This window comes from Actinoplanes sp. ATCC 53533 (assembly GCF_003947245.1).
Genome location: NZ_QHHV01000021.1, coordinates 69,172 through 86,673, shown reverse-complemented (window position 1 = coordinate 86,673; position 17,502 = coordinate 69,172). Strand labels below are relative to the sequence as shown.

Genomic DNA, 17,502 nt, shown 5'->3' with positions numbered 1-17,502 from the left:
TCATGCCGGCTGCTCCGCGGCGAGGGTGGGCACCGGCTGCCGGACGGCGCGGCCGAAGAACGGGTGCGGTTGGCGGTCCGGCCACGGGCAGACCAGCACGACGAGGGCGAACAGTCCCGCCGCGACGATCCCGTCCAGCCAGTAGTGGTTGCCGGTCACCAGGACGACCGTCAGGGTCAGCGCGGGGTGCAGCAGCCAGGCCCAGCGCCAGGGCCCGCGGGTCACCGCGATCAGCGTGACGGCGACCGCCAGCGCCCATCCGACGTGCAGCGACGGCATCGCGGCGTACTGGTTGGTCAGGGTGTCGGTCGCCGGGTCGCCGTAGACCGTGGGACCGACCAGGTGGCCGGTGTCCACGATCCCGGTGGCGGTGAGCATCCGCGGCGGCGCCAGCGGCAGCAGCACGTGGGCGACCATCGCGGCGGCGGTCAGGCCGGCGAGGCCGCGCCGGGCCCAGCGGTAGTACGCCGGCCGGCGCAGGAACATCCAGAGCAGGAAGGCGGCGGTCGCCGGGAAGTGCACGTACGCGTAGAAGCTGTTCGCCGCTTCCAGCAGCGTCGGGTGCCCGATGATCGTGTGCTGGACGGTCTCCTCGCCGGGCAGGCGCAGGAAGCGTTCCAGGTCCCAGACCCGCCAGGCGTTGGCGAAGGCGACGTCGTCGCGGCCCTGGATCAGCAGCCGGGCCAGCTTGTACGCGAGGAACAGGCCCACCACCAGCGCCAGTTCCGGCAGCGCTCGCGGGCGGTCGGCCGGGTCGGCGACCGGTGTTGTCCTGACCAGTCTCATGCCGGTCCTTCCGAGGGTTCGCGCCGGCCGCCGTGGTTCGTGGGGCGGTGACCGGCAGGTGCTTACCGTCGGCGCGGTCGTCGGCGGGACGTACGGCATCGTCCGCCGGCCGGGTCGTCCGGCGGCGGCATGCGGGGTGTGCGGGAGGTCAGGCGGCCGGCGGTCCGGTGTCGCCCGAGTGGTCCGCCGGCATCCCGGGGCACCGGGCCGGGGCCGGCAGCGGCAGGCCGCGGCTGAGCAGGTCGAGGGCCTCGCCGAAGATGTCGGCGAGGCTGCGCCCGGTGGTGCCGGTGGCCCAGAGGCTCAGGCTGGTCTTGACCGCGATGCCCGAGGCGTCGGCGAGCAGCCGGGGATAGACGTCGCGGCCGGCGTCCGTGCCGGTGCGCTCGGCGATGACCTCGGCCAGCTGCCGGCTCAGGTCCTCGAAGCTGGTGAGGTGCTCGGCGAGCAGCGCGTGGTGGCAGCGGATCAGCCCGAGCAGGTTCATCAGGTCGTGGCCGGCGATGCCGCTCTCCAGCGACGGCACCAGGACGGCCCGCAGCGACTCCCAGATCGGCTCGTCGGCCGGGCGGCGGCGCAGATTGTCCGCGACCTCGTGGGCCCGGTCCTGCAGCCCGGCGACGATCGCCTCCTCCTTGCTGGAGAAGTAGTTGCGGAAGGTCCGGGGGGAGACGTCCACTTCCTCGGCGATCCGGTCCGGGGTGAGGGCCGCGATCCCTTCGTCGAGGGCGAGCTTCAGCGCGGCGTCGCAGAGAGCCCGGCGCGTCGCCAGTTTCTTGCGTTCCCGCAGGCCGGGCTCGTCGTTCATGACCTTGACGCTACGTGTTATTTCCAAACGCGCAAGTTTTCCAATCCGGAAAACTTAGTGCTGTGGATCACCATCGGCCGGGGTCTGGGCCCGGCCGATGGTGACCGTCGAGGGCGGCCGGCCTACTTGACCGCGCCGCTGGTGATGCCGGAGATGATCCGGCGCTGGGCGACCGCGAAGACCACCACGAGCGGCAGGCTCATCAGGATCACGTAGGTGAAGATGAGGTGCCAGTTGTTCAGGTACAGGCCCGCGCTGGCGACCCGGAACAGGTTGAGCGGCAGCGTGTCCATCCGGCCGCCGACCACGAAGAAGGCGTAGAAGACGTCGTTCCAGACGTAGAGGCAGACCAGGATCGTGGCGGTGGCCAGCACCGGGCGCAGCATCGGCAGCACGACGCGGCGGAAGACCAGGACCGGGCCGGCGCCGTCCATCTGCGCGGCCTCCTCCAGCGAGGGCGGGATGGTCCGGACGAAGCCGGTGACGAAGAAGATCACCGTGGACAGGTAGATGCCGAGGTAGACACCGATCATGCCGACCGCGGTGCCGGCCAGGCCGAGCTGGCGCAGCAGCAGCACCACCGTGACGACCGCGGGCGGGAGCACGATGCCGCTGATGCCGATCGCGTACAGCACGGCGTTGAGCCGGGTCGACCGGCGCGCCAGCACCCAGGCGGCCATCGAGCCGAAGGTCAGCACCCCGGCGACCGTGGGCACCACGATGAGCAGGCTGCCGAAGAAGGCCGCCGGGACGTCGCCGTCCACCCACACCTGCTTGATGTTGGCCAGCAGCTGCCAGTGCTCCGGCGGGGAGAGGTCCGGGTTGAGCGCCTCGCCCTGGCTCTTGCCGGCGGTCATCACGACCAGCCAGAGCGGCACCCCGATCACCGCCACGACCAGCAGGGTCGTGACCACCGGCTGGAGCCGTCGCCAGACGGCCGCGTCGCTGAGGCGGTTCACAGGACCTCCTCCCGCTTGCGCAGCAGATAGATGACCGGGAAGGCGAGCATGGCCACCATCAGGAACAGCATCAGGCTCATCGTGGTGGCCTGGGCGAACAGGCCCTGGCCGAAGGTGCGGAAGATGAAGATGTTGAGGATCTCGGTGGTCCGCGCCGGTCCGCCGCCGGTGGTCGCCTGCACGATGTCGAAGCCGTTCATCGAGCCGAGCAGCGCGGTGGCGACGTTGAAGGTGATCGCCGGGGCGAGCAGGGGCGCCCGGACCCGCCAGAAGGTGTTCCAGCGCGACGAGCCGTCGATCCGGGCCGCCTCGATGATGTCCTCCGGGACCGTCTTGAGGCCGGCCAGGTAGATGAGCATGGACAGGCCCATCCACTTCCAGCCGTGGATGATCGAGACGACCACGATGGTCCAGGTGGTGTCGCCGAGCCAGGCGTAGTCGAACGGCTGCCGCAGCACGCCGCCGATCAGCTGGTTCAGGCTGCCCTCCGGCTTGAGCAGGGCCTGGAAGATGTAGCCGACCGCGAGCGCGGACATCAGGACCGGGATGAGCAGGAAGACCCGGGCGATCCGGTTGAGCACGGTGTCGCGCTCGACCAGGACGGCCAGCCCGAAGCCGAAGAGATTCTGGAAGATCGCCACCAGTACGGCGTACACCAGGGTGATCCGCAGGGCCCGGAACAGGCTGCCGTTGGAGGCCAGCTCGGTGAAGTTGTCCAGCCCGACGGGGTTGATCGCGGCCTTGAAGCCGGACCAGTCGGTGAACGCGTAGATGAAGTTGAACAGCGTGGGCAGGAAGAAGAAGACGAGCAGGATGGTGAACGCGGGCAGCAGGAACCACGCCGGGTAGGTCCGTCGGTTGATGGCCCCGGCCCGGCGCCGGGCGGCCGCGGGCCGGGCGGCGGGCGGTATGGGCACCCGCGTCTTCTCTACAGTTGACACAGCGCAGGGCTCCTTGGAAGGGGTGGTGTGCGCGGGGCCGGCGAGGTCCCGCGCACACCGGTCACGGGGTCAGAAGCCGGGGGTGCCGGCGGCCTTGGCCAGCTGCGCGAACTGGTCCTGGGTCGTCTTGGCGACCTGTTCCGGCGTCATCGTGCCACCGATCATGTCCGCCAGGTTGAGGTAGAGGTCCGGGTTGGCGACCGCGAGCGCCTGCATGGAGCCGACCGAGGTCGCCAGCGACGCGTGCACGTCCAGCAGGGCCTTCGGGACACCGGCAGGGTTGGGCACCGACGGCTCCAGCGAGATGGTCTTGCGGTCGGCGACGAACGAGGCGTACCCCGGGCCCATCCAGTAGGTCATCAGCTGCCGGGCCGCGGCCTCGCGCTTGGCGTCGCCGGTCTTGAACGCCACCAGGGCGTTGGACTGGTCCGGGATGAAGGTGCCCACGTTGCCCGACGGCGAGATCGGGAAGAAGCCGATCTTGCTGTCCAGCTCGGCGGTGTCGGCCTTGGCCTGCAGCTGGCCGAAGAACGAGTTGACCTGGACCACCATCGCGGCCTTGCCGCCCAGCAGCGCGGTGCCCTGGTCCTCGAACTTGGCGGTCTTGATGTTCGGGTTGAACAGGCCCTCCTTGATCAGGGCCTGGTACTTCTTGATCGCGTCGAGCACGACCGGGCTGTTGAAGGTCTCCTTGCCGGTGTTGATCTTCTCCCAGAGCCCGTCCTTGGCGGCGTCGGCGAGCAGCACCTGCACCCACCACTGGGTGGCCCAGCGGTCCCCGCCCATCTCGTAGAACGGCGTCACGCCCTTGGCCTTGAGCTTGCGGGCGATCTCCACCATCTCGTCGAAGTTCTTCGGGGTGGCGGTGATGCCGTTGGCGGCGAACACCTCCTTGTTGTAGTAGACGCCCTCGACCGCGGGGCTGGTGACCAGCGCGGCGTAGCGGGTGCCGTCCTGGAGGCCGGTGATGTCCTTGAGGTCGGGGGCGAGCTGGCCCAGCCAGGGAGCGTCGGTCAGCGGCTGCAGGTTCGCCTTGGCGTTGAGCGCGGTCAGCATGGACGCCGTCGGCTGCCAGAACGCCAGGTCCGGCTTGTCGCCGGTGGCGACCTTGGTCTGCACACCCTGCTCGTACGGGTCGGGGATGGTGACGACCTCGACCTTGGCCCCGGTCGCCGCCTGGAACTCCTCGATGACCTTCTTCGGCACGGTGTTGCTGTTCTGCGCCGCCCAGATGGTCAGCTGCACGCCGTCCAGCTTGGCGGTGGCCTCCGGCCAGGTGGCCGCGGTGGTGGCCGGCGCCTCGGCGGCGGGGTCGCTGCACGCCGCCAGTCCGAGCGTGAGCACCGCCGCGGCGGCGATTGCGGACAATTTACGCATGATCTTTATCCTTCTTCCTGGGAGGAGGTGACGCCCGTACCCACACCGGCGACGAGCCGGAAGATGCGGGCGGCGGGTTCGGGACCGTCGGCTGCGACGGTCAGAGCTCCGGTGCCGGCAGACCACGAGGCGGCCCAGGCCGGCAACCGGCGGGGATAGAGCACGTCGACCCGGGCGGGCCGGTCGCGCAGGTGCGGCAGTTCCAGCCGTACGGCGGCCTCGGCGCCCGCCCGTCGCCACACGGCGAGATAGGTGACGTCGCCGGCCCGCAGCGCGAGACTGAGCCAGGGATCGGCGAATCCGGGCAGCCCGAGCGGCCACACCGGCACCGAGGTCGCCAGGCCGGCGCGGATCTCGGCGTATTCCCTTACCCCCTCGTGCACCAGGTCGCGCTGACCGTCGGTCATCGCGTCGAGGCGCCCGGAGAGGTAGAGCCGGCCCAGCATGCCGGTGCACATCGTGTAGGCGATCTGCTCGTCGGTCATGTCCGGCTGCGGATAGGCCCAGCTGGCCGACTGCTCCGGCAGCACCGACAGCGGCGCGGCCACCGCGATCGGCGGATAGCGCAGGTAGTCCTGCTGGTCGCTGGTGGACTGCAGCTGCATGCGCGCCAGCAACGCGTAGTCCATCCGCATGGCGCCCGACGCGCAGTTCTCCAGGGTCAGGGCGGGGTGGCGGTCGAGCACCCGGTCCAGCCAGGCCAGGTGCGCCCGGTTGTGGTCGAGCAGCCCGGCACCGGCGCTGGCGGCGGCGAAGTCGGTGCCCACGCCCGGGTCGATGTTGTAGTCGAGCTTGAAGTAGCCCACCCCGAGCTCGCCGACCAGCCGGTCGACCACCTCGTCCAGGTGCGCCACCGCGGCCGGGTGCCGCAGGTCCAGGTGGTACCGGTCGTGCTCGACCAGCCGGACCCCGCCGCGCTGCAGGAACGCCGCCGCCGGCAGCCGGCCGGCCATCGGGCTGCGGACCCCGATCACCTCGGGCTCCAGCCACAGGCCGGGCACCATGCCGTGGCCGCGGATCCGGTCCAGCACCTCGACGAGGCCGCCGGGGAACCGGGTGTGCGAGGGCTGCCACTCGCCGACGCTGTCCCACCACGTCGTGCCGTTGTCGTACCAGCCGGCGTCGATGCAGAACACCTCGGCGCCCGCGGCCGCGGCGGCGTCGACCAGCGGCAGCAACTTGGCCGTGGTCGGGTCGCCCATCAGCGTGTTCATGTAGTCGTTGAAGACCACCGGCAGGGCCCGCCGGTCCTGGTGCTCGCGCACCAGCGCCCGGCGGTGCCCGGTCAGCGCGGCCACCGCGCCGGCGAGGCCGTCGCCGGACACGGCGATCGACACCGGCACGGTCTCGAACGAGGCGCCGGGTGCGAGCCGCTCCTGCCACTGGTGGTCGATGTCGGTCGGACCCAGCAGGGCCACGTAGGCGCCGTCGCGGCGCTCGCCGGCCTCCCAGCGCCACGGGCCGTTGTGCTCGATCTGCCACAGCCAGGTCCGGCCGGTGACCCGGTCGGTGAGGCCCGCGGTGGGCAGGTGCGCCCCGGTCGACCAGGTGCCGTCGCTGCTGACCGCGTACCGGCCGCGGCCGTCCTGGCCGTGGCCGGCCAGGCCGAGGTCGGGTACGTGGTCGCGCAGCGGTTCGCGGACCCACCGGCTCTCGCCCAGCCACTCGCTGTCGGCCCGGACCAGGTCGAGATCGTCGACCGTGGACCCGCCGAACCCGGCGGCGAACGAGGTCACGCCGAGCAGCAGGACCGGGTCCGTGCCCTCGTTGATGATCCGGGTCCGTACCTGGCACGCGCCGACCCCGTCGGCCGAGCGGAACCGCACCTCGGCGGCCAGCCCGGTCCGCTCGTCACGCAGGTCGACGCGCAGCTCGTGCCAGATCCCGTCGCGGCTCTGCTCGCTGCCGGTCAGGCGCAGCCGGACGCCCACGGCCGTCTCCGAGAAGCGGTGTGAGGCCCGGGCCCGGCCCGCCCCGGCGACCAGCAGCTCGACCAGCGGCTGGGCGGCCCTGGCCAGCTGCTGCCGGTCGTCGGTGGCGAGCGTGCGCACACCCACCGGGGCGTCCGGCGCGGCGTCCAGGACGAGCCGCAACGCCGGGTGGCCCCAGGCCACGCTGGTGGTCGTGTCCCACAAGATCACAGTTACTCCTGCCCGTACGGATGATGCGGTCAGCCGAGTGGTGCGGCGATCCGGATCAGGTCGATGTTCGGCGCGTAGCCGGTGGACGCGTTGCCGAACGTGATGCTGTTGGTGCCGGCGGCCAGGTCGACGTCCGTCACCGTGGTGCGGTAGTTCGACCAGCCGAGGGTGTTGCGGAAGTACAGGCGCTTGGCGGTGCCGCCGTTGACGCTGATCTCGCCGTACCGGTCGACGATGTTGCTGTTGTAGTTGGTCGCGCCGGCGCCCAGTTCACCGTTGGCGTAGCCGACGACCATCCGGTACCGGCCCGCGGCCGGGGCCGTGACGTTGGTGACCCGCAGCGTGTTCGCCGGGCCCGCGCCGACGTAGCCGACGTACCTGCCACCGGAGGCGGCGGTGTCGCTGGTGGCGACGGCCGTCCCGGAGAGCGTGTTGCCGGCCGCCTCGGCCTCGTAGGTGGTCACCGTGCCGGTGGTGGCGGCGACGTCTAGGTAGTCCAGGTTGACCGCGTCCCGGTCGTCGGTGGCGTACGCGTTCACGTCGACGCGGTTGATGCCCGCGGTCAGGAACACCTTGCGGGTGACCGTGTTCCAGGTGTTCCAGTTCGCCGTGCCGGGCAGCGCCAGGTCGGTCAGGTCGGCGCCGTTGAGCCGCACCCGCACCGACCGGTCCGCCGGCGCCCCGGTGTACGGCCCGGCGGAATACCGCAGCCCCAGGTTGTAGTAGCCGTCGGCCGGGGCGGTCACCACGAACTTGGTGCTCGCGGTGGTGCTGGCGCCGTACCCCTCGACGAAGTACGTGCCGGAGTAGCCGGTGTTCGTGCCGTAGGTGATCCGTGCGCTGCCGTCGGTGCGGGCGTACTCGGCCTCGTACCGCGACGCCGAGCCGACCGTGGACAGGTCGGTGTTCGGGGTGACGACGACCTGGTAGGCCGACGAGCCCTTGAGCCCGGTCAGCGGGACAGTGACCTGCCCGCCGCTCGCCGCGTAGTCACCCTCGCGGACCAGGTACGGGCCGGTCGACGGGTTGAGCCCCGAGGTGTCCACCGCCCAGACCGAGGCGTGCACGGTCGTGCCGAGGTATGCCGCCGAGCCGAGCCCGGTGACCACCACGTCGGTGTCGTAGCTGCCCGAGGCCGGGTTGTTGCCGCCGAACACCACCCGCGCCTGCTTCTTCGCCGGGTCCAGCGCCGCGACCCCCTGCAGCGAGCCGCTGACCGAGGGCGGAGTGACGGCCACCGTGCTGCCGGTCAGCTCGCCGTACCACTTGTAGAGCCACCAGGCTCCGGTCGCCTGGTTGTTGCGGGTGACCAGGTCGTTGAGCCCGCCCGCGGTGGTCCAGTACGCCAGGCAGCCGTCCACCTTGCTCTTCTCGAACTTGGCGACGAACTGCACCAGGTTGCCGGGCACGCCCAGGTCGCCGGAGAACCGCCCGTACTCGTTGATGGTGATCGGCCGCGGGCTGATGCCCAGCGAGGTCTCCATCGCGCGGTAGTCGTTGTAGTGGTTGTCCCAGTCGGTGAAGAAGTCGTTGCCGAGCTCGTGCCAGGTCATCACGTCCGGCAGCACCCCGCCGTCGCGGGCGGCGGTCAGGAACGAGCGGATGTCGGCCGAGCGGTAGCTCGCGAAGTTCGGCCCGGCGATCCGCGCGCCCGGGTCGATCGAGCGGATCCGCTGGTAGACCGTCTTCCAGTCGGCGTTCAGGCCGGCGACGTCGTTGACGTACCAGATGCCGTCGGGCTCGTTGAACGGCACGTACACGTACGAGCCGCGGTACGGGTCCGCGACCACCTTGCGGGTGATCGTGTCCACCTTGGCCAGGTAGTCCGCGATGCCGAGATCCTCGTACGGCCACTGCTGGTAGACGTCCTGCAGGTAGATCTGGATGTCGCGCCCGCCGGCCCGCTTGAACATCGGGGCGATCCGCAGCGCGTCGCCGTTGGGGTGCTGCAGGCCGTCCGGCGCCTTCTGCGCGGTGACCTGCGGCTTTAGCGCCGCGAGCATGGTCTCGTTGGGGATGCCCTCGTCACCGAGGCCGTAGAGGAATCCGGTCGCGCCGTACCGCAGCGCGCCGGTGCCGGCGGCCAGATCGACGACGAGCCGGGAGGCGGCGGCCTGAGCGGGAGCGGCCGGCTGGGCCGCCAGCAGAACGGTGACCGCGGCCAGACAGCCGGCGGCGCGGATCTTCGGAGAGCTCAACCTGGACCTCCACGGTACGTGTGACCGGTCACATGCATGGCAGTGAGTGTGACCGGTCACATGGCCCGTGGGAAGGGCCGTTACTGTTCTGTTACGAGAAGATTTCTGATGCTACCGGGGCGGTGCCGTCGACTCACGAACCACCAGGTGGGGCGCCGGAAGATCGGGCTGCGATCCGGGCTCCGGCGCGACGAGAGTGGCCAGGCAGGCCTGGCCCAGCGCGACGAAATCCATCCGCACCGTGGTGAGCGCCGGCGTCCAGTACGCCGCGCCGGGCACGTCGTCGAAGCCCACGATGCTGACGTCGCCGGGCACGTCGCGGCCGGCCTCGTGCAGGGCCCGGCGGACCCCGAGCGCCGTGTCGTCGTTGCCGCACAGAATCGCCGTCACGAGCGGATCCGCGGCGAGCCGGCGGCCGGCCAGGTAGGCCGAGCGGGGGTCCCAGCCGCCGGCGACCACCTCCGGCACCGGGGCGCCGGCCGCGAGCAGGGTGTCCCGCCAGCCCGTCTGGCGCGCGCTCGTGCCGGTCTCGGACGGGATGGCGACGTGCTGCACCGTGCGGTGGCCCAGGCCGAGCAGGTGCCCGGTGGCGGCGCCGGCGGCCTGCCGTTCGTCCAGGTAGATCATCGTGCGGTCGCTGCCGGCGACCCCGCCGGCCTCCGTCACGCCGATGGCGGGCACGTCGTCGGGCAGGGCCCGCAGCACCGTGGCCCCCACGGTGTCGTACGCGACCACGATCACGCTGCCGGCGCTGGGATCGGTGACGTACTCGACGGCGTGCCGGACGTCCGCGGCCCGGCCCGATTCCACCACCCGGATGCCCACCGCCAGGCCGCGCAGCCGGGCGGCCTCCTCGATGCCCTGCAGGGTGGCGGCATACCCGTAGAGCATCGTGTTGGTGGTCACGACGGTGACGGCCGTGGCCCGGCCCGAGCCCAGCGCCCGGGCCGCGCGGTTCGGCCGGTAGCCCAGGCGGCCGATCACCTCCAGCACCGCCTGCCGGGTTTCCGGGCTGACACTCGGCGACTCGTTGAGCACCCGCGAGACGGTCTGATAGGACACGCCCGCGGCGGCTGCGACGTCGCGGATGCTCAGCGACTGCTCGCGCCGCCGCCCGGCGGGTCTGTCGGAGGAAGCTCTCATCACAGCGTCATGGTGTGCGCCAGCCGCGCCGACGTCAAAGACATGAGAGCCATGTCGCGGCGCGGATCATCGACGACGGTCCACGCGACCGGCCGGTCAGGGCGCGAGCGCGCCGTGGACGACCCGGTTCCGGCCGGCGTGCTTCGCGGCGTACAGGTTGTGGTCGGCCAGGGTGAGCAGCGCCGACCCGCTCGCGCCGCCGGAAGAGCCGAAGTCGTGCGGGAAGCTCGCCACCCCGATGCTCGCGGTGACCGGCAGGCTGCCGGTCAGGTCCTGCCACGGATGCCGCCGCAGCGTCTCCAGCAGTCGCTCGCACGCCGCCGTCGCGGCGAGCGGATCCGCGCCCGGCAGCACCAACAGGAATTCCTCGCCGCCCAGCCGGGCGGCCAGGGCCGGCTCGGCGACCGCGTCGCCGAGCAGGGTGGCCACCCGCCGCAGGACCTGGTCGCCGACCCCGTGCGAGAACGTGTCGTTGACGCGCTTGAAGAAGTCCAGGTCGACCAGGGCCACCGACAGGGCGGTGCCGTCGCGCGTGGCGCTGCCCGCCAGCCGCTCCAGTTGCTCGTCCACGTGCCGCCGGTTGTAGATGCCGGTCAGCGGGTCGTGCAGGGCCAGCTGCCGGAACTGCTCGGTGGCCAGCCGGGCCTCGGCGGTCTCGAAGACGGCCTGCACCGCGCGGGCCCGCATCTCCCGCTGGACGCTGTGCAGCTTCTCGGTGGCGGCGTGGAACAGCCGGTACTCCGCGTAGGCCGCGGCGAAGTCGCCGGTCAGCGCGTGCAGTTCGGCCCGCGCCTCGTGGACCCGGGCCGTGACGCTCGCGAGGGAACGCTCGCCGGCCAGGCGGGCGGCCTCGTCGAGGGCCTCGCGGGCCTGCTCGGGCTGCCCGCTCAGCCGGTGCGCCTCGGCCACCGTGAGCAGGCACTCCGGCAGGGCGTCACCCTCGGTGACCAGCGGGCCGTCCGGATCCGCCAGCACCGGGCGCAGGATCTCCAGCGCCTCGGCGGGCCGGCCGCCCATCATGCTGATCCGGGCCATCGTGTCGAGGTACAGCCCGTCGAGGACCAGGGTGTGCTCCGCCGCGATCCGGCGGATCCGGGCCACCAGCTCGTCGGCGGCCGCCCCGTCCTCGTTCTCGTACGCGGTGAACGCCATGTTGTTGAGGATGGTGATCACCATCGGTGCGGCGTCGTGCTTGGTGGCGATCTCCAGCGCCGCGCTGAACCGCTCCTGGGCCTGCTCGAACGAGCCGTTCAGGTCCAGCACGAGGGCCAGCGTGATGAGGTGACTGGCGCGGATCAGCGGCGGCATGACATCGGCGTACTCGACGCCCGGGACGGCATGGGTCAGCGCCTCCGCGGCATCGCCCAGCCGCCGGAAGAAGATGGCCAGCAGGCGATGGCTGCGGGCCAGCAGGTACCGGTCGGCGTGCTCCTGGGCCCACATGTTGACGGACTTCGCGATCCGGCCCTGGTCGGCGACCTGGCCCAGCCGGCCCAGCACGTCCCCGGTCACCAGCTCGGCGCGTTTCCGCAGGTCGGTCCAGCCGTGCTCGGCGGCGACGCGTTCGGCCCGGCGGGCCGGGCCGGCGACCGCCCGGAAGTCCTCCACGGTGCGCAGCTCGAGGTCGTGGAGCAGGTCGGCGAGGGACTCACGGGTCACCGTGGCGGGGCCGGGCGATGCCGTCGGGGCGGTCCGGTCCGTGCCCGGCTCGTCCACCGCGGAAAGCATCGCGCTCATGGCTGACAGCTTCGGCGGATGCCGGCCGGACCTGAGCGAAGTGGTGCCCGGCTGCGGCTAGGGGCGGCGCTTGCGCAGGTGCGGGATGATCCACTCGGTCGGCGGCCAGCCCGGCACCGGCAGCTTGTGACTCAGGGCCGCGATCACCCAGCGGTCGCCGGTCCACCGGGTGATGAAGGCCTGGCTGGTGGCCGACGGGCCGCGGTCCGGCGCGCCGGAGTGGGCCAGGGTGGGCACGACGGTCAGTTCCATGTCGGCGCCGACCGGCTGCGAGCGGCTGGCCGTGGGCACCCCGGGGGCGAGGAACGCGTAGAACCGGCGCCAGTGCCGCGCGCAGCGCTGGATCATGTCGGGAAACCACGGATCGGCGGAGTTGCGGGCCGCCAGCGCCGCGGCCCGGGCGTCGTCGGGCCGCTCGTTCATGCCCAGCAGGAAGCTCTGGGCGATGGTCGTCCGCAGATCGGTGTCGAGCGGCACCCACAGCTCCCGGGGATCGGAGGAGCCGTGCACCTTCTCCGCCCACATCGCGATCGCCTGCAGGCTGCTCGACGGTTCCTGGTCGGTCGGTGGGAACATTTGCCTCATTCCTCTCCCGCTCGCCGGACGCGCGAACCGGTGGTCAGAGCGGGGAGCGGACGACGAACCCGGTCGCCGTACCGGTCGACGCGGGCGTCAGTCTCAGCAGCGAACCGCTCTCGGTCACGAACCTGTCCGGATAGTTGTGCGAGCGCAGCACGATGGCACCGCCCCGGGTCTCGGCGCAGAAGGTGGCGTCCAGGTCGAACAACCGGGTCCCGTCCCGCCGGTCCAGCCGGATCCCGAAGTCGCGGTGCCGCAGGAAGCGGCCGGGATAGTTGCTCGACTCGAACGAGACGCAGGCATCGTCGGCCAGGCCCCGCCGGACGATGAAACGGGCGTCGGCGCGGTCCAGCGCGGAGCTGCCCGGCCCGATCCGGTCGACCCGCCCCCGGAAGTCGCGGTGCCGCACCAGCAGGCCCGGTGCGCCGCTCAGGGCGAGGCTGACCGGGGCGTCGATCCGCAGCCCCGGTGACGGGGGAGGCGTCGTCTCGCGCGGGGGATCCGGCTTGGGCGTCGTGCCCGCCGGCGCGGAGGTGGCTTCGCGGCCGGGGGTCGTGGCCGCGGCCTCGACCGGTGGGCGCGGTTGCCGCACGCCCGTGGTGGGCGGCAGGGCCGCCGCCCGGGTCGGGGCGAGGCCGTCGATCGGCTCCGCCGAGCTGATGCTGGCCGGCACGTAGGGCGGTGGCAGCAACGGCGAGATCGGCTCTTGCGCCTCGGTGGCCGCCTCGGGTGTGGCCGGCCGTTCGCCCAGTTGGGTGAGCGCCACCCCGATCATCAACAGACAGGCGACGGCGGCACAGAACACCGTCGCGGAACGTCGCCGCTCGTTCTTTGTCGCCCTACTCAGCGCATAAGAGGTATCGACATTCGTCGGTGGATGTGAGCGGTAAACCAGCGGCGGAGTAAGCGGGCCGGTGCCGGGACGAAATGCTTCGTACGGTGGCAGCCACCCGCCGACCCGCAACCGGGTCTGGGTGTCATCCGCGGAGTCCATGGAAGGGTCAGGAGAGGTCACGCTTTTCCGTTCGCTGGAGAATCAGGCCGTATCGCGCGGAAAGCGCGTACACCGACGCGGATATGCTCCGGCCTTCGAGCGAACTTGGCAACCCTTACATCGCCGGATGTCGGCAATGGCGGTCGCCGATTCGACGCGGACCCCCCGCGACCGGCCAACCGTCGGGCCCTGTGATATCGATGAACCACCCATTCCGGTGAATCCCCCGGTCGATTCTCCGCCGGCACCCACAGTGGACCCCGCCGGTGTCGGTCCCGCTGTCGCCGGGTTCACCCGCGGCCGCCGACCGTTAGGCTGCTGGGCATGGCGATTGACGGTGCGCGGGGCGCCTCCGCGGCCGGCGCAGCGGGCCCGCCGGCGGGGACGCCGGCCGATCGGGGCGCCCTGGTGCGGGAGGTTCTCGCCGTGATCCCGGCCGGCTGCACGTGGCTGCTGCCGGTGCCGGAGGACGGGCCCGTCGCCGACTTCCGGATCGCCGCGGTCAGCGGCAACGACGGCGACGTCTACGGCCGGGGCGCCTCCCGGGTCGGCGCGCTGCTCTCCGAGCTGTATCCGAGCATGGTCGGCGGCCCGCTGTGGCGGTTGTACCAGCAGGTGCAGGCCACCGGCGAGCCCGGCGCGGCGCCGCGGTTCTGGTACCGGGAACAGCAGGCCGGCGTCGTCACCGAGGCGCTGTTCGACGTGAGCGCGCACCCGATGTGGGGCGGGCTGCTCGTCTGCTGGCAACGGCTCGACGAGGACCAGCGCCGGCTGGCGAGAACGGAGCTGCTGGGCAACCTCGGCTGGGCCGAGTACGACCTGAGGACCGGGCGCAGCACGTGGTCGCCGGGGATGTACCGGATCTTCGAACGGGATCCCGCGCGGGGCCCGCTGAGCCGCCGGGAGCAGGCGGCGATCCTGCTGCCGGCCGACGCCGGGCTGAGCGAGGCCGCCTGGCAGACGCTGGACAGCGGCGCCACCTCGGACGTGACGGTCCGCTTCCAGCCCGGCGAGAAGGTCAAGTATCTGCGGGTCCTCTCCGACGCCGCCCGGGACGCCGACGGGACGCCGCTGAAGATCTGCGCGGTGGTGCAGGACGTCACCGCCCGGGTGGACTCGCGGAGCGAGATCGAGCGGCTCGGCGACCAGCTGCGCAGCCGGGAGATCACCGCGCTGGCCGAGCACCGGCTCGCCGGCCAGCTGCAGAATCTGATCCAGCCGGTGCCCCGGGAGCCGTTCCCGCTGCCGGGCCTGCAGGCCGCGGTCAGCTATCTGCCGGCGGAGAAGGCCCTCCAGGTCGGCGGCGACTGGTATCACGCGCAGCCGCTGCCCGACGGGCACACCCTGCTCGCGGTCGGCGACGTCGCCGGCCACGGGCTGGAGGCGGCCAGCGGCATGGCGCATCTGCGGTTCGCGCTGGTCGCGTGGCTGTCGATCGGCATCTGCGATCCGGGCGTGCTGCTCGGTCACCTCAACAAACTGAGCCGGCAGCTGGCCATCACCGGCACCGCCGTGATCGCCACCTACGACCCGGCGAGCGGCGTGCTGTCCTGGGCCCGCGGCGGGCACATGGCGCCGCTGCTGACGCACGCCGGGCGGACCGAGGAGCTCCCGCTGCCGCCGGGGGTGTTGCTGGGCGCGGCCGACCACGCCCGCTACCCGGTCGTCAGCGTCGCCCTGCAGCCGGGTGACCTGGTGCTGTTCTACACCGACGGGCTGGTGGAGCGGCGCGACCCGGCCGGCGCCGACCTGCTGGAGCAGGTGAAGCGGACCCTGTCCGAGGTGTCGGCCGAGTCCGGCGAGCTGACCCTCAAGCGCCTGCGGGACCTGCTGCCCGCCGCCGGGCCGGACGACGACACGTGCACCCTGGCCGTCCGCGTCCTGCGCTGATCGCGGTCAGCCCCGGCCGCGGGGCACCACCAGGCCGTTCTCGTAGGCGAAGACCACCAGCTGCGCCCGGTCCCGGGCACCGATCTTCATCATCGCCCGGTTGACGTGCGTCTTCGCCGTCGCCGGGCTGATGAACAGCTCCTCGGCGATCTCGTTGTTGGACAGCCCCGCGCCGGCCAGCACGGTGATCTCCCGCTCCCGGGCGGTGAGCTCGGCCAGCCCGGGCAGCTGGGTGCCCGAGCGCGCGTCGGGCTGGGTCAGGAACCGCTCGATCAGTGCCGTGGTGGCCGCCGGCGACAGCAGGGACTCCCCGGCGGCGACCGTGCGTACGGCCTGCAGCAGGGCCTCCGGGTCCACCCCCTTGCCGAGATAGCCGCTGGCGCCGGCCCGCAGGGCCGCCACCACCAGTTCGTCGGTCTCGAAGGTCGTCAGCACCAGGATCTTCACGCCGGCGAGGGACTCGTCGGAGGTGATCCGCCGGGTGGCCTCGATGCCGTCGGTGCCGGGCATCCGGATGTCCATCAGCACGACGTCGGCCCGGGCGCTGCGGGCCCGCTCCACCGCCTCGTCGCCGGTGGCGGCCTCGGCCACCACCTCCAGGTCGGGCGCCGAGTCGAGCAGCAGCCGGAACGTGGCACGCAGCAGCGCCTGGTCGTCGGCGAGGAGGACGCGGATGGTCACGGTGCCAGCCTTCCGGTAGTGGGGGATTCGGTGCCGGCGGCCTCCGCCGGCAGGGTCGCGGTCACGGCGAAGCCGCCCTCCGGTGTCCACCGGGTGTCCAGGAGGCCGCCGCAGGAGCCGGCCCGCTCCCGCATGCCGATCAGCCCGTGCCCGGTGCCCGGAGCCGGGAGCGCGCGGGCCCGGTGCGGCGCCGGCTGGTTCTCGATCCGCAGCTCCAGCGCGCGTGGCGACCAGTGCAGGTGGACGGCGATGCCGGCGCCGGCTGCGTGTTTGGTGGCGTTGGTCAGCGCCTCCTGCACGATCCGGTAGGCGGCCGTGTCCGCGCCGGCGGCGAGCGGGCCGGGCCGGCCGGTCACCCGCAGCGCGATCACCGCCCCCGCGGACCGGAACCCGCCGAGCAGCTCGTCGAGCCGCTCCAGCCCGGGCACGGGCCGCCGCCCCTCGGGCCCGGCGGCCTCCCCGTCCTGGCGCAGCAGGCCGACCGTGGCCCGCAGCTCGTCCAGTGCCCGCCGGGTGTGCGTGCTGATGTCTTGCAGCGCGGTCGAGGCGGCCGGCAGGTCGGTGCGCATCAGATAGCCGGCGACGCCGGCCTGCGCGTTCACCAGGGTCAGGTGGTGCGCGAGCACGTCGTGCAGGTCCCGGGCGATGCGCAGCCGTTCCGCGACGACCTCGGCGTTCGTCTCCGCCTGCCGTTGCAGGGCGCGGAGCGCCTCGCGTTCCCGGTGGCCGCTGACGAACCGCCCGACAGTGGTGGCGATGACGACCAGGTCGAACATCACCATGTCGGTCGCGATCAGGCTGTGCGGCCGGGCGATGAGGCTGACGATCAGCAGGATGACGGCAGCGGGGCCGCAGGCGGCCCAGGTGTACGCCCGCGGCAGGCGCGTCGCCACTGTCCAGGCGGCGCCCATCGTGGCCAGCGGCACCGGCTGGTACGCGGCCATCGCGATCGGCGTGGCCAGGCCCGGGTCGACGAACGGCACGACCACCAGGTGCAGCGACTCGGCGAGCACGGTGGCGCCGAGCACCGCGAGCGGCCACCGGGTCCGGGCCAGCAGCGGCAGCCAGGACAGCACGGTGAAGACCAGCAGGGTGGGGCCGGGGAACTCCTCGTGTCCCTGCCGCAGGGTGACGGCGGCGAGCATGGTGCCCAGAACCACGACGTGGAACGCCAACCCCGCCGCCCAGCCGCCCCGCTTGTCGCGGCGCGCCTGGGCGGTGTCGTGGGCGGGCCCTGTCGGTCGCCTGGCGAGCGCCTCCGGGCCCAT

The 17,502-nt window shown here is 72.3% G+C and carries 14 protein-coding genes; 1 reads left to right on the top strand and 13 read right to left on the bottom strand.

Going from position 1 to position 17,502, the window contains the following annotated elements; translation table 11 throughout:
* The 11 genes from DMB66_RS08440 to DMB66_RS62465 form a co-directional block, all read right to left on the bottom strand.
* The gene (locus tag DMB66_RS08440) at positions 1–786 is read right to left on the bottom strand and encodes a phosphatase PAP2 family protein (RefSeq protein WP_125803462.1); all 786 of its coding nucleotides are present in this window, start codon (positions 784–786) and stop codon (positions 1–3) included.
* 148 nt (positions 787–934) lie between these two features.
* Positions 935–1,594, bottom strand: coding sequence for a TetR/AcrR family transcriptional regulator (locus DMB66_RS08435; RefSeq protein WP_125803461.1), 660 nt, complete (start codon positions 1,592–1,594; stop codon positions 935–937).
* Between the two features lie 122 nt (positions 1,595–1,716).
* Positions 1,717–2,553 carry a carbohydrate ABC transporter permease gene (locus DMB66_RS08430; RefSeq protein ID WP_125803460.1) on the bottom strand — a complete coding sequence of 279 codons (837 nt, stop codon included), beginning with the start codon at positions 2,551–2,553 and terminating at the stop codon, positions 1,717–1,719.
* Positions 2,550–3,494: a carbohydrate ABC transporter permease gene (locus tag DMB66_RS08425; RefSeq protein WP_233624391.1), complete on the bottom strand. Its 945-nt coding sequence runs from the start codon at positions 3,492–3,494 to the stop codon at positions 2,550–2,552. Before DMB66_RS08425 ends, DMB66_RS08430 begins: the two co-directional genes overlap by 4 nt.
* 69 nt (positions 3,495–3,563) lie before the next feature.
* Complete coding sequence (locus tag DMB66_RS08420) at positions 3,564–4,871, bottom strand: ABC transporter substrate-binding protein (protein WP_125803459.1); 1,308 nt, start codon at positions 4,869–4,871, stop codon at positions 3,564–3,566.
* Between the two features lie 5 nt (positions 4,872–4,876).
* On the bottom strand, positions 4,877–7,012 hold the full coding sequence (locus DMB66_RS08415; protein ID WP_233624390.1) for a glycoside hydrolase family 36 protein: 2,136 nt from the start codon (positions 7,010–7,012) through the stop codon (positions 4,877–4,879).
* A 29-nt stretch (positions 7,013–7,041) separates the two neighbouring features.
* Complete coding sequence (locus DMB66_RS08410; protein WP_125803458.1) at positions 7,042–9,210, bottom strand: CBM35 domain-containing protein; 2,169 nt, start codon at positions 9,208–9,210, stop codon at positions 7,042–7,044.
* Between the two features lie 111 nt (positions 9,211–9,321).
* Positions 9,322–10,353, bottom strand: a complete 1,032-nt coding sequence (locus tag DMB66_RS08405) for a LacI family DNA-binding transcriptional regulator (RefSeq protein ID WP_125803457.1) — start codon at positions 10,351–10,353, stop codon at positions 9,322–9,324.
* A gap of 96 nt (positions 10,354–10,449) precedes the next feature.
* Positions 10,450–12,090 (bottom strand): GGDEF domain-containing protein, encoded by a 1,641-nt coding sequence (locus DMB66_RS08400; RefSeq protein ID WP_125803456.1) that lies wholly within the window; start codon positions 12,088–12,090, stop codon positions 10,450–10,452.
* A 57-nt stretch (positions 12,091–12,147) separates the two neighbouring features.
* Positions 12,148–12,666, bottom strand: a complete 519-nt coding sequence (locus DMB66_RS08395; protein WP_125803455.1) for a hypothetical protein — start codon at positions 12,664–12,666, stop codon at positions 12,148–12,150.
* 43 nt (positions 12,667–12,709) lie between these two features.
* Entirely contained in the window at positions 12,710–13,444 is a 735-nt protein-coding gene (locus tag DMB66_RS62465; RefSeq protein WP_233624389.1) for an AbfB domain-containing protein, read from the bottom strand.
* A gap of 543 nt (positions 13,445–13,987) precedes the next feature.
* Between DMB66_RS62465 and DMB66_RS08385 the strand changes: the two genes are divergently transcribed.
* Positions 13,988–15,553 carry a PP2C family protein-serine/threonine phosphatase gene (locus DMB66_RS08385; RefSeq protein ID WP_125803453.1) on the top strand — a complete coding sequence of 522 codons (1,566 nt, stop codon included), beginning with the start codon at positions 13,988–13,990 and terminating at the stop codon, positions 15,551–15,553.
* Positions 15,554–15,559: 6 nt separating this feature from the next.
* Here the strand turns inward: DMB66_RS08385 and DMB66_RS08380 are convergent, their stop codons facing one another.
* Together DMB66_RS08380 and DMB66_RS08375 are read right to left on the bottom strand one after the other, a co-directional pair.
* Positions 15,560–16,234, bottom strand: coding sequence for a response regulator transcription factor (locus DMB66_RS08380; protein WP_125803452.1), 675 nt, complete (start codon positions 16,232–16,234; stop codon positions 15,560–15,562).
* Positions 16,231–17,502, bottom strand: coding sequence for a sensor histidine kinase (locus DMB66_RS08375; protein WP_125803451.1), 1,272 nt, complete (start codon positions 17,500–17,502; stop codon positions 16,231–16,233). The genes DMB66_RS08380 and DMB66_RS08375 overlap by 4 nt, the downstream gene beginning before the upstream one ends.